This window comes from Bacillus cereus group sp. BfR-BA-01522 (genome assembly GCF_022662635.1).
Classification (GTDB): Bacteria; Bacillota; Bacilli; order Bacillales; family Bacillaceae_G; genus Bacillus_A; species Bacillus_A cytotoxicus.
On record NZ_JAKUDY010000005.1, the window covers coordinates 152786 to 166653 of the forward strand.

Consider the following 13868-nt stretch of genomic DNA (forward strand, 5'->3'; position numbering starts at 1 on the left):
CTAGGAGTGACTAAAGGTGCAAAAATGGTTAATAAAAATAATGATATTGACTTTATTTATTACTTTAATTCCCAATTTAGGGACTAGTGTTCAAGAAGCTAACGCTGCAACACAAGAAACAAATCTAATTGATCAAAGTGTAGAACAACAAGTTGATAGCAGCATTTCAGAAGGATTGAACGTTGACATTATTACAAATAATAGTACAAAAATCATAGTAGAAAGTGCAGTAACTGCCGAAGATTTTACTGCATCAACGGCTGTTTCTTTAGATAAAGAAACAGGTGATATCCAGGTTAATGGGAACTTTATTGATGCAAATGGGGAAGAAATAAAAGTAAATTTTGATGTTGAAGTAATTAAATCCAATGAAGAAGTATTCATCGCCAACTTTAAAGATCTAAAAACTGGTAAAATATATGAGTACGATACAACAAAACTTCAAGCTTCTTTCATACCAGCCGTTCCAGTGGTATTAGCTTTAGTAGCCAGAGCAGGTATCCAAGCTGCTATTAAAAAATGGGGAAAAACTGCTTTAAGACAAATTTCTAAGCAACTAACAAAATCAAATAGCCCGGTGTGGAAAGGCTTATCACCACACAAAGGAAAAACTAAAACTAGTGGTAAAGGTTCAAAAAAGAAATACTATGAATGGGATCATACCCATAATGACATTGAGGTTTATGATAGTAAAGGTAAGCATCTAGGAAGTATGGATCCCCTTACTGGTGACATGATTAAAGGTCCCGTTAAAGGTAGATCTATAAAAATATAATAGTTTGAATAGAGGTGTACTATTTCTTGAAAAAAATTAGAGGTTGGAAAAGAAGAGTTAGAAAGTTGAATGAATGGAAAATAGAGAATAGTCAATTTGATAATAAATTTTTAGAGGATAACCATTTTGATTATGTAAAAACTTTTAATTATCTAGACACACAGAATTTACCAATTTGGTATAAAAAGAAAGTGATTTGTGCATTGGTTGAAGTTTTCCAAAGTTGGAAATTGGCCGCCGAATCTAAGTTTAATCACTTTTATTTAAGGCTACATATAAATGAAAATGAGTTATTAGATTCGCAGTTGATTATAGCTATAGAGGAACAAATAGTAGAGTATAAAAATAAATTCGTCGAATATCAAATTCAATTAGAAAAACCGTTATTTTTAAATAACATCGCTCTCAATTGGCGAGCATATTATTTAATTTCTATTTGGCTAGAAGATGAAGTAAATACTCTATCTGCAACAGAACAAGAATTATTATTAAATAATTTACTAGAGGTCCGAAAGGTTATCTCCTACGATGATGAAACCTCTAATGAATATTTAATTAAGGACAGTGTTATTTGGGTATCGGATTACGAGAATATTACAGAGGATAAGTAAAAAAATAAATAACCTCTAGAACATGAATTTAGTACTGTACTAAATTCATGTTTTTGATTCTAATTAAATTAATATTACACGTTTGAAACATTGTATCGCTACTTTATGACTTGGTGATTCCTCTTTAATTTCTTGAATCAGTTCATAATCTTTTTCGTCATTCTGTTCCCTCTCCATATGCTGATCTGTTTGACGAAGCCAAGCGTAATATCCTCTACGCCTTACGCCCGCGAGTTCGTAAAAATAACGCACCATACGAGGAAATCGGAAGCGACGAATCGTTTGTTCAATAAGTGTATAGGCTTCACGAGGTGTTAAAATCGCTTCTTCTGTAACGCCTGCCTTTCGAGTTCGTCTAACTTTTTTAAGAATTCCAGTTCTGCCTCCAGAAACGCAATACGAGCTTCCGCTTTCTTTAACTTGTCGTCAGAAGAGAGTGGTTTGGAAGAGGGGCGACCCGTACGTCCTTTTCCGCGACGCTCTGTATAAAATCCTTCCTCGCTAAATTGTTCATATGTTTTTCTCCAACGTTTTAAACATTGGTTTGGCTTCTTTTCACCAATTATCTCTAAATCGAATCCATTTTCTAAAAAAATTTGATTTGGCCCTTTTCCTTGTTGATTTTTTTCACAGCTCTTACTTTAAAATCTGGACAATAGCGAATCGAACGTTTTGATCCTTTTACCACATTTTCCTTCTTTTCTAGTTGCTTCATTTGTTGTTTATTAAAATTATTTTACTCATGTTCCGTACCTCACTTCTATCATTGTATCCATTATAACGAGGTTTGCTTAGAAAAATATACAAAAACCCCGAATGATGGACCTTTTTTAAGTGTCCACGATTCGGGGGACAGTTCAAATTACTTCTAGTAGCCTTTCCCTTTCTTATCCTCAATTGGTTTGAAGATATTATACACCAACGATTTTATTCGCCTAATAATGCATGACGTAATTCTGCGCTCGATTCATTCCAAATTGCTTCATTATGCTCTTTTAGGAATCTTCCCAATACTTGTTTAGACGATTCATCCATATGATCAACGATGATGTGACGCTTTAATGATTTATCCATTTTATTTACATGTTCAGGAAGTGATTTATAGCCGCGGCGAATTTCGCGGTCAACTGTCATTTCACAGGCTGTGACACCGGCATAATACGCACCTTTTTCCGTTCTTTCAATCGTTACCCAAACGAGCCAATACGGTTTTCCGTTCGGAACTTCTTCTTTATTTATTAAAAATTTAATTCCCTTTTCTACCACACTGCGCGCATGCATTGCTCCGATATCAACAAAGGCTGTTTGTTCTGTTACATCTACAATAACAGGTGAAATGTTTTCTAGGCTAAGCGCGCCCACACCAAAACCACCATGTCCATCTGTTGAATCGTTCTTTATAATATTAAAACCGATTTTTTTCTTTTTCTCTGTCATAGACAATTCCTCCTCACTCACAGATTATATAAGCCCAAAGATAGGCACAATGATACTTTCTAAAAACCTTAATACTTGCGGAATGACCACGCTGAAAATAGGTTGAATTGTATAGCGATCAAGCGGTGTAATCACAAGAATTAATAACGCAATTGCTCCATATTTTTCATACTGCGTCATTTTGGCGCGAATATTTGCTGGCGCTAAATCTTCCATAACACGATATCCATCAAGTGGCGGAATCGGTAATAAATTAAAAACAAGCAAAACAACATTAAGAACAATAAAAATTTCAAAAAATTGTCCTAATGTATCTGCAACTGCAAATGGAATTGCAGTTAAAACACCAATCCTTATTAGAGCATACCAAATGATTAAGCCGATTGCTGCCAAAAGAAAGTTACTAATCGGCCCTGCAATAGATACTAAAATGCCAGCAAGACGTGGCCTTTTAAAATTATATGGGTTAACAGGTACAGGACGTGCCCAACCAAAGCCTAAAATAAGTACAGCAATCATACCAATTGGGTCTAGATGAGACATTGGAGACAACGTTAAACGCCCCTGTCTTTTTGCTGTGTCATCCCCGAACTTATATGCAACATATGCATGTGCAAATTCATGCACAGATAAAGCGATAATAATAGCCATTGCTACAAGTGGAATTTGGTGCAATGGATACCTAAATAACTGATCCATACTTCATCTCCTCTTCATTATGTCAAAAAAGAAAATATTTGTTTTTTTGCGATTGTTCTCCCTTAAAATCCGTTATAATAAGATTGTAACTTACATAAAGGAGCGAATATACATGCCATACGTAACAGTGAAAATGCTAGAAGGACGCACAGAAGAACAAAAAAAAGCTCTTGCTGAAAAAGTAACTGCAGCAGTAAGCGAAACAACTGGTGCTCCAGAAGAAAACATCGTTGTTTTCATTGAAGAAATGTCTAAAAATCATTACGCAGTTGGTGGAAAACGCTTAAGCGACAAATAATTTCAATCTTTTTAAGTAAGAAGCAGCGATAAGACTGCTTCTTACTTTTTCCCTTCTAATAGCTGGATAATTTTCTCTTTATATTTTCCTTTTCGTCCATCTTCATAGATTAAATCATGTGGGTAAAATAACTTTTGATCCGTTCTCTTCTTACCAGTAATAGCCTCGACAATATCTGATTCACGAGAAAGTTCTCGAAGTTCTCCATTTGGCATACGAAGTAAAATCGGAAGACGTTCCTCTTCCTCTCCTGCTCGGTAAAAGTCATATGGTAAATCTGACGTTGAATCAACAACTAAGTAATATTCTGGATCTAGACCAATCTTTTTAAATAAACTGCTTAACTCCATCCAATTATCTAAACCATGCTTCTCGGTAAATTCTACATATTTAAAAAGATTCCTGTTCATAAAACGGCGACATAAATCGCTAAGGATTGAATCCTCTTCCTCTTGCCATACCTGGAAGTAGTAATACATCACATTTTCATCTAGTTTTAAGTAATCTTCTACTGTTACTTCTTCTTCAAATAAAGAATAGAAATGTACTGGATGATACTTAAATGTATAATATTGTTCATGCAATGTTTTCGCACGGTGTAAAATCTTCGTTAAAATAACTTCAGCACTGCGCGTTACAGGATGAAAATATACTTGCCAATACATTTGATAACGGCTCATAATATAATGCTCAACAGCATGCATACCACTGCTCTTAATAACAACTTGATCACCATATGGACGCATTACACGCAATATACGCTCCATATCAAAATTCCCATACTTTACCCCCGTGAAATAGGCATCTCGCAACAAGTAATCCATACGATCCGCATCAATTTGACTTGAAATCATACTAATTGCCAATTTATTATGAGATGTTTTCGCAATCACGTCTGCTACCTTCTGCGGAAATTCACAATCTACCCGGCGTAAAACTTCATGAACCTCGGTATCACCAACAATAATTTTTTGTGTAAATTGCTCATGATTAAGTGAAAACACCTTTTCAAATGAATGCGAAAATGGTCCGTGGCCAACATCATGCAAGAGCGCAGCACATAAGCATAATAATCTATCTTCTGCATTCCAATTTGGTCTGCCATCAAATACATCATCAATCATACGACGAATAATCTCATATACACCTAATGAATGAGTAAAGCGACTATGTTCCGCGCCATGAAATGTGAAAAATGTCGTTCCAAGTTGCTTAATACGGCGTAAACGTTGAAATTCTTTTGTCCCAATTAAATCCCAGATGACGCGATCACGTACATGCACATATTTATGTACTGGGTCTTTAAATACTTTCGTTTCGCTGAGTTTGTCGTTTAAATATACCATCGACATCCTCCTTTCTTTACTACATTCTTACTTTATATTATAAACGAAATAGGAAAGAGAAAGAAATGAAAGACTGTATAAAAATACTGTTATATAAAAAAGAAATCACTTTCACGATTCCGAAAGTGATTTCTTTTTTATTATTTCCCTAAAACAAAGTTCGCAACTTCGTCTAAAATCATTTCTTTACCAAGTGGGAAGTATCCTTTGTTTACTGCATCATTTTTAATTGTAAATACGTGGTTGTTCTTAACAGCGTTCATATTTTTCCAAATTGTTTCTTCTTGGAATTCTTTTAAGCGCTGAGAACCGTCACCTGTTGTAAATACGAATAAGTAATCTGGATTGTAGTCGATTAATGCTTCTTTTTGTACTTGTACTAACGGTTTATCCATTGGTGTCCCTGCAACTGCCGGTAATTTTAAATCTGTAAAGATTACGCTACCGTAACCGTAATCACCATATACACGGAATGCATTTGGATATGCAGCCATTTTCATGAACTTCGCATCGCCAGTTTTCGCAACGATTTTATCATGTAATTTGCTTGCTTTATCATCATACTTTTTAAACCATTCTTTTGTTTCTTTTTCTTTATCAAAGATTTTACCTAATTCTTTAAACTTCGGACGCCATTGATCTAATGGAGTTTTTAACATAACAGTTGGTGCAATTTTAGATAGTTGATCATAGATTTTTTCTTGACGATTATTCACAAGAATTAAATCTGGTTTTGCAGCAGCTACTGCCTCAATGTTGATTTTGTCGCCCCAAGCAGAGCCAACTGGTTTTACACCTTTTAATTTATCTGCAATATGAGCATCAATTTTTTCTTGAGACGTATTTGCAGTAATAATTGGTTTCATTCCAAAGATTAATAATTCTTCCGTCGAACCACTAAGGTCAGCAATTTTCTTTGGTTTTGCAGGAATTTTTATTTCCCCTTTTGCATGCTGTACAGTGCGCTCTTTCGCATTTGCGTCAGCTTTCTTTTCTTCCTTCTTATCAGAAGAACAAGCTGCAAATAATACAGAAGTAACAACAAGTACCATTGCTAATAATGTTAGTTTGAATCTCTTCATATTCTTTTCTCCTCCTGGATATCATTTTCTTTATAAGCTGTATATCACTATACGAAACAATAAAAGCAATTTATCAATATATCCCTATTATAAGTTTCGTACATCCCATTCTAACGGGTGTTCAACTTCCCAAACGAAAGTGAGAAGTTCAACATTCATTAGAATGCTTCCCCTCTATCCGATGAAGAGAGGAAGCTTCCCTATTTATGCTTTTTTACGCAATTGTTGATTAATCATCATTAAATCGTACGTTAAACAAATCGGTTTACAATTTACAGGACACGGAACAATTTGCGCTTCGATTTCAAACACTTCGCGCAATGTCTCACTTGTCATAACTTCATCTGGAGTGCCTTGCTTAATGAGCTTGCCAGATCTTAACGCGATCATATGATCAGAAAAACGAGAAGCGTGATTCAAATCGTGAATAACCATAACAATTGTACGGCCTTCCTCTTGATTTAACTTCTTCAATAAGTTTAATACTTCTAACTGGTGAGCCATATCTAAATATGTTGTCGGCTCATCTAATACAAGTAAGTCTGTTCCTTGCGCAAGCGCCATTGCAATCCATACTCGTTGACGTTGACCACCTGATAATGCCTCTGCTGGTCGATGCGCAAACTCTGTCATCCCTGTCACTTCAAGGGCCCAATGAATATAGCGATAATCTTCTTCTTTCAACGTTCCAAATCCTTTTTGATGCGGAAAACGACCATATGAAACAAGTTCAAACACAGTAAGGCCTGTTGGCACTTCTGCAGTCTGTGGTAAAATCGCCATTTTTTTTGCAATTTCTTTTGTTGGCTGTTTCTCAATTGCTTTTCCATCCAGATAAACAGTCCCTCGTTTTGCTTTTAAAATACGAGAAGCTGTCTTTAACAATGTGGATTTCCCGCATCCGTTTGGTCCAATAATTGTCGTGATCTTTCCTTCGGGAATTTCCACTGATAATCCATCAATAATTAATCCTTCATTGTAGCCAACGGATACCGAATCAACTGCTAAAGTCACCATTCAAAACGCGCCTCCCTTTATTTTGTCCTCATAAGTAAATAAATGAAATATGGTGCACCAATAACAGAAATAACAAGACCTACTGGTATTTCTGAAGTTGTGAGTACACTTCTAGAAATCAAATCTGCAAACAATAACAGAAAAGTTCCAATTAATGCTGCTGTCGGTAACATAATTTGGTGCTTCCCTCCGACAAGGCGCCTTGCTAAGTGTGGTGCCATCAATCCGATAAACCCAATTCCACCTGCAACAGCTACAGATGCACCAGCTAAACAAACAGCAATAAATAATAATTTACGTCTTTCTTTCTCAACATTGACACCGAGACCGACTGCCGCTGCATCACCTAAATTCATGACATTCAGTACATGAGCCTTTCGGATTGCAATCGGTAAAAAAATGAGCATCCATGGAAGCACACTTAATACAAACTTCCAATCCGTCCCCCATAAACTACCTGCTAACCAAATCGTTGCAAAGCGAAAGTCATTCGAAGTCATCTTCATGGAGAAAATTAAACTAACCGCTCCAAATCCTGCTGCCACTGCAATCCCAACAAGAATAAGACGCGTTGATGAAACGCCATTTTTCCATGCAAGTGTATAAATAATAACTGCTGCCAATATCGCACCAACCAAAGCAAAAAATGGAAGGATGAATACGGATAAGAACGTACCGGTTCCTACTTTTCCAAAGAAGAAATAGACGAAAACTACAACTGTCAATCCTGCTCCAGCATTAATACCGATAATTCCAGGGTCAGCAAGTGGATTTCTTGATAAACCTTGCATGATTGCCCCTGATATCGCTAATGCTGAACCCACTAAAATAGCAATAACCATTCGAGGCATACGAAATTCAAATAAAATAACGGATTGCTCTTCAACCCCTAATCCTACTAACGATTTCAATACATCTATCGGCGGTATTTTAAATGTCCCTGTATTTAAACTAATGAAAAATACGGACACAATTAACCCCGCTATAATCGTTAAAACAGAAATGTTCTTTTTTGTTAAAATACTTGTCCTCACATTTTTCCTCTCCCTTCATTACGAGCTAAGTAAAGGAAGAATGGAACACCGATTAAGGCTGTAATCGCACCAATTGGTGTTTCAAATGGAGGATTGATAATGCGAGATAACATATCTGCACATTCAATTAATAAGCCACCTAATACAGCGGAACATGGAATGACCCATCTATAATCAGACCCAACGAGAAAGCGTGTCATATGTGGAATCACAAGACCTACAAACCCGACTGATCCGGCCATCGATACGGCTGATCCTGTTAAAACAAGGACAATTACAGTTCCAATAAATTTAATTAAAGTTGTATTTTGTCCAAGTCCGATCGCAATTTCTTCACCGAAGCTTAAGATTGTAATGTATCTAGACATTATAATTGCTAGAACAAGACAAACAAGTCCAATTGGTAACAACATATTAATACTTGCCCATTTCACCCCTGAAACGCCACCTGCATTCCACATACTTACTTCTTGAGCGAGATTAAAATAAAGGGCGATACCAGATGAGATGGCACCAAGCAGGGCGCTAATTGCCGCTCCAGCTAGCGCTAACTTAACAGGTGTTAGTCCTCCTGGTGAGGAAGCTCCCACACCGTATACAATACTTGCACCAAATGCCGCTCCAACAAACGAAGCAATCACAAACATTAAGTATGGTGAATTTGGAAAAAACGCATACATAATCGCAATTCCAAATACTGCTCCATCTGTAATTCCCATTAAAGATGGCGATGCAAGCGGATTTCGCGTCATCCCTTGCATAATTGCTCCTGATACTGCTAGAAACGCACCTGCAACTACGCCTCCAATTGCTCTTGGCATGCGAAGCTCCCAAATGACATTATGATGTGTCAATAAATTATCGAATTGAAAAACAGCTTGCCATACCGTCTTTAAGCTAATATCTGCAGCTCCAAATGAAATGGAAACTGCCATGCTTATAGCCAACAAAATCGTGCCTGCTATTAAAATAATAGAAGCAATAAGCGGTCTGCTCTTAATCTCTTTTATATTTACTTGCTGCTCTATACTCCTCGCACTTGCTCCCATCCCTCAACCATCCTAACCAATAATATATGTAACAAAATGAGATTGATTCTCAAGAAATAATAAAAAGAATATTGACTTTCTTACTTTTTTTGATAATGATTCTCATCATCATATTCCTTATTCTACCTAGCGCTATAAAAGGCTGTCAACTATTATTTTGCAATATACAATTACAAGCATTCGAATCGAACTGCCATTTGAATATAAATAAGAGGAAGAGTGAAACGCTCACTCTTCCTCTTATTTATTTAACTTTGCTTCAATTTTCTTAATTAACTCGTCTTCATTAGGTGCTGCAACTGGACGATTGTTTACAAAAGCGAATGATTTTTTCCGACCCGGTCCACAATAAGATTGGCATCCAATTTCAATACTTGCACATGAATCTATTTTTTTGAGCTTCGGTATCAACGTTTTAATGTTCGTTGCTTGGCAATCATCACAAACGCGAAATTCGTTTCCCATTTTATATAACACTTCCTCTATTTTAAACTTTTCACAAGTACATTTAACCTAAACACTAAATGGTATTTTACCGCTCTTTGAAGCTGGATGCAAGTTTCCTCTATCGCTTTGCACAGCAGAAAACCTTTGTTTTATTTTTTACCTTTCCCTACGTAAATCACCTTCATTCAAACCTTATACCGTATCCCCAGCAAAGAGACGAAATAAATCATCAAAATCTACCATAATTTTAAAAGCTTTGTATAAAAGCTGTTCTTTTTGCCCAATATAAAAATAGGAAGTTCATAAAAAGAAAGGGAGTTGAATCTATGAAAGTAAGACAAGATGCTTGGACAGATGAGGATGATTTATTACTCGCCGAAACAGTCCTCCGTCATGTTCGAGAAGGAAGTACACAGTTAAATGCATTTGAGGAAGTTGGAGATCGTTTAAACCGGACATCAGCAGCTTGTGGGTTTCGTTGGAATGCTGTCGTTCGCTATAGCTATGAACAAGCTCTTCAGTTAGCAAAAAAACATCGCAAAGATAAAATGCGAGCTGCTGGCGGTGAACATGCAAAAAAACGTCTACTCTATACACCGCCAACTCCATCAGTAATAACGTCGCATGAGGAACAAGCAGTACAAGTACCATCAACTGCTTCTGAATCTTCTATCACAATGCAAGATGTCATTCAATTTTTACAAACAGTAGGATCTTCCAATGTGAAAGTAACCGCACTCGAAAACGAGAATACGAGATTAAATCAAGAATTAAAAAAGCAAATCCTTCGCAACGAAGAATTAGAAAAGAAACTGGAAAAATTAGAAAAACAATCGAATACAGTGCAAGAAGATTACGAAACACTGATGAATATTATGAATCGTGCTCGTAAATTGGCACTGATGGACGAAGAAGAACGCACGCAAACCTCTTTCCGAATGGACCGAAACGGTAACTTAGAAAAAATTGCAGAATAAAAAGGATGCGAATAAGGCATCCTTTTTATTCTGCAATTAAATTTCCGTATTTCTCTCTAATTGATCACATTCTCTTTCATCACTATATCTCCAACCATCCTAGCCCCAGTAAGATTCTTTTACAATCTCCCCCGCAACCTTTTTTTGCTATAATAAAGATTGTCATTTTATAGATAAGGGGTTAATGATATGAGAAATTCCCATTCGATTTTATCTCAACCAGAGTGGCGCATTATTGATCAGTCTAGTTTAGGGCCTACGTTCCATGCTCTGCAATCATTTGCAATGGATGATACGCTATGTACAACAATTGGAAATGGTGCTTCAGCTTCAACAATGCGCTCTTGGGTTCATCACAATACAATTGTTCTCGGAATCCAGGATTCAAGGCTTCCTCATTTACAAGAAGGAATTTCTTTCTTAAAAGAGCAGAATTTCAATGTCATTGTCCGCAATTCCGGCGGACTTGCAGTCGTACTTGATGAAGGAGTTTTAAATGTATCACTTTTATTCCAAGAATCTGATAAAGGTATCGATATTGACCTTGGATATGATACAATGTGGCACTTAATTAAAGAAATGCTAAAAGATTACGATGTAAATATTGAAGCAAAGGAAATCGTCGGCTCTTATTGTCCTGGAAGCTATGATTTAAGCATTCATGATCAAAAATTTGCTGGTATTTCACAGCGCCGTATTCGCGGAGGAGTAGCTGTACAAATTTATTTATGCGTTACAGGGAGCGGCTCTGGGCGCGCAGCTCTTGTTCGTGATTTTTACAATATAGCAATTCAAGGAGAACAAACAAGGTTTACGTATCCTAACATTGTACCAAGTACAATGGCTTCATTATCTGAATTACTAGGTGAAACAATTACTGTTCAAGACTTAATGCTGCGCCTGTTAAAAACATTGCAACAGTTTGCACAAAAGTTAACTCCTTCACAACTAACAGTAGATGAAGTTCCATTATATGAGATGAACTTACAGCGCATTATTGATCGTAATAATAAAGCGCTCGGCCTTGAGAAATAACGAAAAAAGCCCCGCTTTAATAGGCGGGGTTTATCATTATAGTGCTTGAGCTGCTGTAATTAACGCTAGCTTGTACACTTCTTCTTCGTTGCAACCACGAGATAGATCGTTTACCGGCATATTTAAACCTTGTAAGATTGGTCCTACAGCTTCAAAGTTACCTAGGCGTTGAGCAATTTTGTAACCAATATTACCAGCTTCTAAGCTTGGGAATACGAATACGTTAGCGTCACCTTTTAAAACAGAACCTGGAGCTTTCTTCTCAGCTACAGATGGTACGAATGCTGCATCAAATTGGAATTCTCCATCTAATGTTAATTCAGGAGCCATTTCTTTTGCAATACGAGTTGCCTCTACAACTTTTTCAGTTTCTGGAGATTTCGCAGAACCTTTTGTAGAGAAGCTTAACATTGCAACGCGTGGGTCGATACCGAATAATTCTGCCGTTTTTGCGCTTTCAATACCAATTTCAGCTAAGTCTTGGCTGTTTGGTGCAATGTTAATTGCACAATCAGCGAATACATATTTCTCATCTTCACGTACCATAATGAATACGCCTGAAGTTTTTGTAACGCCTGGTTTTGTTTTAATGATTTGAAGTGCCGGACGAACTGTATCTGCTGTAGAATGAGCTGCCCCACTAACTAGACCGTGTGCTTTTCCCATATATACAAGCATTGTGCCAAAGTAGTTTTCGTCTTTTAAGATTTTACGAGCATCTTCTTCTGTTGCTTTCCCTTTACGACGCTCAACGAAAGACGCTACCATTGCATCCATTTCTTCATATGTAGCTGGATCATAAATATCAATGCCTGCTAATGTTAAATTCAGGCTAGCAGCTTTTGCGCTAATCTCTTCTTTATTACCAACTAGAATTGGTTTTACAATTTCTTCTTTTGCTAAACGCTCTGCAGCGCCTAAAATTCTTTCATCCGTTCCTTCAGGAAGTACGATAGAAATGCCTTTTCCTTGAACCTTTTCTTTTACTGTTGTAAATAAATCGCTCACGAATAAACCCTCCTACAAATATTAAAAAACTCTACCTTTAAGAATACTTCTTTTCACATATATTTTAAACTTATAGCTCCTAAAAAATAGGGAAAAACAAAATGATTATATTTTCATAAAATTCGGCCTTGTTAAATATCAGTTCACTCTTATTTCTATCATCTTACAATGTGACAATTTTATGCACCCAAGCGTTACATAGGTGAATTTAAAACTATATATGCTATAGTTAACGTATAAAATATCATTAACTGAGGTGAAAGAAATGAGTGAAGCAGCAAAAACATTAGATGGTTGGTATTGTTTGCACGATTTACGTTCTATCGATTGGGTATCTTGGAAAACATTATCTAGCGAAGAACGTGAGCAAGCAATCGTTGAATTTTTAAATATAATTGAAAAGTGGAATAAAGTAGCTGCAGAAAAACAAGGTAGCCATGCAATGTATACAATCGTTGGTCAAAAGGCTGATATTATGTTCATGCTACTGCGTCCAACAATGGAAGAGTTAAATGAAATTGAAACAGAATTAAATAAAACAACATTAGCTGAATATATGATTCCAGCATATTCTTATGTATCTGTTGTTGAGTTAAGTAATTATCTTCCAGCTGATGAAGATCCATATCAAAACCCTCAAATTCTAGCACGTTTATATCCTGAATTACCAACAGCAAATCACATTTGCTTCTATCCAATGGACAAACGTCGTCAAGGTAATGATAACTGGTACATGCTTCCGATGGAAGAACGCAAAAAACTTATGTATAGCCATGGTAAAATTGGTCGTCAATATGCTGGTAAAGTACGTCAAGTGATTACAGGTTCCGTTGGCTTTGATGATTACGAATGGGGTGTAACACTATTTGCTGATGATGTCCTTCAGTTTAAGAAACTCGTATACGAAATGCGTTTTGATGAAGTAAGTGCACGCTACGGCGAATTTGGCACATTCTTTGTTGGAAACATTTTACCAAGCGAAAAAGTAACAAGCTTTTTACATGTATAAGAAAACGAAAGCCTGTACCAAAAAGCCTTACATACTGATCTTTT

The 13868-nt window shown here is 36.4% G+C and carries 16 protein-coding genes and 1 pseudogene; 6 read left to right on the forward strand and 11 right to left on the reverse strand.

Annotation, left to right across the window (positions count from 1 at the left end; genetic code table 11):
- Positions 1-16 precede the first annotated feature (16 nt).
- Positions 17-775, forward strand: a complete 759-nt coding sequence (locus MR059_RS09640; protein WP_012096337.1) for an SAR2788 family putative toxin — start codon at positions 17-19, stop codon at positions 773-775.
- Positions 776-801: 26 nt separating this feature from the next.
- A complete protein-coding gene (locus tag MR059_RS09645; protein WP_012096338.1) occupies positions 802-1386 on the forward strand; it encodes a hypothetical protein in 585 nt (194 codons plus the stop codon).
- 63 nt (positions 1387-1449) lie between these two features.
- Here MR059_RS09645 and MR059_RS09650 read toward each other — a convergent pair whose 3' ends face one another.
- The 4 genes and pseudogenes from MR059_RS09650 to MR059_RS09660 all read right to left on the reverse strand — a co-directional run bounded on the left by MR059_RS09650 (position 1450) and on the right by MR059_RS09660 (position 3522).
- Complete coding sequence (locus MR059_RS09650; RefSeq protein WP_012096339.1) at positions 1450-1641, reverse strand: hypothetical protein; 192 nt, start codon at positions 1639-1641, stop codon at positions 1450-1452.
- A 59-nt stretch (positions 1642-1700) separates the two neighbouring features.
- Positions 1701-1994 (reverse strand): annotated as a pseudogene (locus MR059_RS22240) (IS3 family transposase); the annotation flags it as partial.
- A 319-nt stretch (positions 1995-2313) separates the two neighbouring features.
- Entirely contained in the window at positions 2314-2823 is a 510-nt protein-coding gene (locus MR059_RS09655; protein WP_012096340.1) for a YwhD family protein, read from the reverse strand.
- 24 nt (positions 2824-2847) lie between these two features.
- A complete protein-coding gene (locus tag MR059_RS09660) occupies positions 2848-3522 on the reverse strand; it encodes a site-2 protease family protein (RefSeq protein WP_087095624.1) in 675 nt (224 codons plus the stop codon).
- A gap of 112 nt (positions 3523-3634) precedes the next feature.
- Between MR059_RS09660 and MR059_RS09665 the strand changes: the two genes are divergently transcribed.
- On the forward strand, positions 3635-3820 hold the full coding sequence (locus tag MR059_RS09665; RefSeq protein WP_001147171.1) for a 2-hydroxymuconate tautomerase: 186 nt from the start codon (positions 3635-3637) through the stop codon (positions 3818-3820).
- 41 nt (positions 3821-3861) lie between these two features.
- On the opposite strand, the gene MR059_RS09670 is transcribed toward MR059_RS09665, so the two are convergent.
- The 6 genes from MR059_RS09670 to MR059_RS09695 form a co-directional block, all read right to left on the reverse strand.
- Complete coding sequence (locus tag MR059_RS09670; RefSeq protein ID WP_012096343.1) at positions 3862-5166, reverse strand: HD domain-containing protein; 1305 nt, start codon at positions 5164-5166, stop codon at positions 3862-3864.
- Positions 5167-5306: 140 nt separating this feature from the next.
- Positions 5307-6248, reverse strand: coding sequence for an ABC transporter substrate-binding protein (locus MR059_RS09675; protein ID WP_012096344.1), 942 nt, complete (start codon positions 6246-6248; stop codon positions 5307-5309).
- Positions 6249-6452: 204 nt separating this feature from the next.
- On the reverse strand, positions 6453-7265 hold the full coding sequence (locus MR059_RS09680; protein ID WP_012096345.1) for an ABC transporter ATP-binding protein: 813 nt from the start codon (positions 7263-7265) through the stop codon (positions 6453-6455).
- Between the two features lie 17 nt (positions 7266-7282).
- Positions 7283-8299 carry a FecCD family ABC transporter permease gene (locus MR059_RS09685; protein WP_012096346.1) on the reverse strand — a complete coding sequence of 339 codons (1017 nt, stop codon included), beginning with the start codon at positions 8297-8299 and terminating at the stop codon, positions 7283-7285.
- Complete coding sequence (locus MR059_RS09690) at positions 8296-9348, reverse strand: FecCD family ABC transporter permease (RefSeq protein ID WP_012096347.1); 1053 nt, start codon at positions 9346-9348, stop codon at positions 8296-8298. The genes MR059_RS09685 and MR059_RS09690 overlap by 4 nt, the downstream gene beginning before the upstream one ends.
- Positions 9349-9588: 240 nt before the next feature.
- On the reverse strand, positions 9589-9813 hold the full coding sequence (locus MR059_RS09695; RefSeq protein ID WP_012096348.1) for a YuzB family protein: 225 nt from the start codon (positions 9811-9813) through the stop codon (positions 9589-9591).
- Positions 9814-10121: 308 nt separating this feature from the next.
- On the opposite strand from MR059_RS09695, the gene MR059_RS09700 reads away from it, so the two are divergent.
- Entirely contained in the window at positions 10122-10772 is a 651-nt protein-coding gene (locus MR059_RS09700) for an RsfA family transcriptional regulator (protein WP_012096349.1), read from the forward strand.
- A 189-nt stretch (positions 10773-10961) separates the two neighbouring features.
- Positions 10962-11807 carry an octanoyl-[GcvH]:protein N-octanoyltransferase gene (lipL, locus tag MR059_RS09705; protein ID WP_012096350.1) on the forward strand — a complete coding sequence of 282 codons (846 nt, stop codon included), beginning with the start codon at positions 10962-10964 and terminating at the stop codon, positions 11805-11807.
- A 36-nt stretch (positions 11808-11843) separates the two neighbouring features.
- Here lipL and pta read toward each other — a convergent pair whose 3' ends face one another.
- Positions 11844-12815, reverse strand: a complete 972-nt coding sequence (gene pta / locus MR059_RS09710) for a phosphate acetyltransferase (protein ID WP_012096351.1) — start codon at positions 12813-12815, stop codon at positions 11844-11846.
- Between the two features lie 265 nt (positions 12816-13080).
- Between pta and hemQ the strand changes: the two genes are divergently transcribed.
- Positions 13081-13824, forward strand: a complete 744-nt coding sequence (gene hemQ, locus MR059_RS09715) for a hydrogen peroxide-dependent heme synthase (RefSeq protein WP_012096352.1) — start codon at positions 13081-13083, stop codon at positions 13822-13824.
- The last annotated feature ends 44 nt before the right edge of the window (positions 13825-13868 follow it).

Bases quoted from the DNA above. Each gene is read 5' to 3' on its own strand.
- MR059_RS09650 (WP_012096339.1), bottom strand. From the start codon at position 1,641: ATGGTGCGTTATTTTTACGAACTCGCGGGCGTAAGGCGTAGAGGATAT.
- MR059_RS09655 (WP_012096340.1), bottom strand. From the start codon at position 2,823: ATGACAGAGAAAAAGAAAAAAATCGGTTTTAATATTATAAAGAACGAT.
- MR059_RS09660 (WP_087095624.1), bottom strand. From the start codon at position 3,522: ATGGATCAGTTATTTAGGTATCCATTGCACCAAATTCCACTTGTAGCA.
- MR059_RS09665 (WP_001147171.1), top strand. From the start codon at position 3,635: ATGCCATACGTAACAGTGAAAATGCTAGAAGGACGCACAGAAGAACAA.
- MR059_RS09670 (WP_012096343.1), bottom strand. From the start codon at position 5,166: ATGGTATATTTAAACGACAAACTCAGCGAAACGAAAGTATTTAAAGAC.
- MR059_RS09675 (WP_012096344.1), bottom strand. From the start codon at position 6,248: ATGAAGAGATTCAAACTAACATTATTAGCAATGGTACTTGTTGTTACT.
- MR059_RS09680 (WP_012096345.1), bottom strand. From the start codon at position 7,265: ATGGTGACTTTAGCAGTTGATTCGGTATCCGTTGGCTACAATGAAGGA.
- MR059_RS09690 (WP_012096347.1), bottom strand. From the start codon at position 9,348: ATGGGAGCAAGTGCGAGGAGTATAGAGCAGCAAGTAAATATAAAAGAG.
- MR059_RS09695 (WP_012096348.1), bottom strand. From the start codon at position 9,813: ATGGGAAACGAATTTCGCGTTTGTGATGATTGCCAAGCAACGAACATT.
- MR059_RS09700 (WP_012096349.1), top strand. From the start codon at position 10,122: ATGAAAGTAAGACAAGATGCTTGGACAGATGAGGATGATTTATTACTC.
- lipL (WP_012096350.1), top strand. From the start codon at position 10,962: ATGAGAAATTCCCATTCGATTTTATCTCAACCAGAGTGGCGCATTATT.
- hemQ (WP_012096352.1), top strand. From the start codon at position 13,081: ATGAGTGAAGCAGCAAAAACATTAGATGGTTGGTATTGTTTGCACGAT.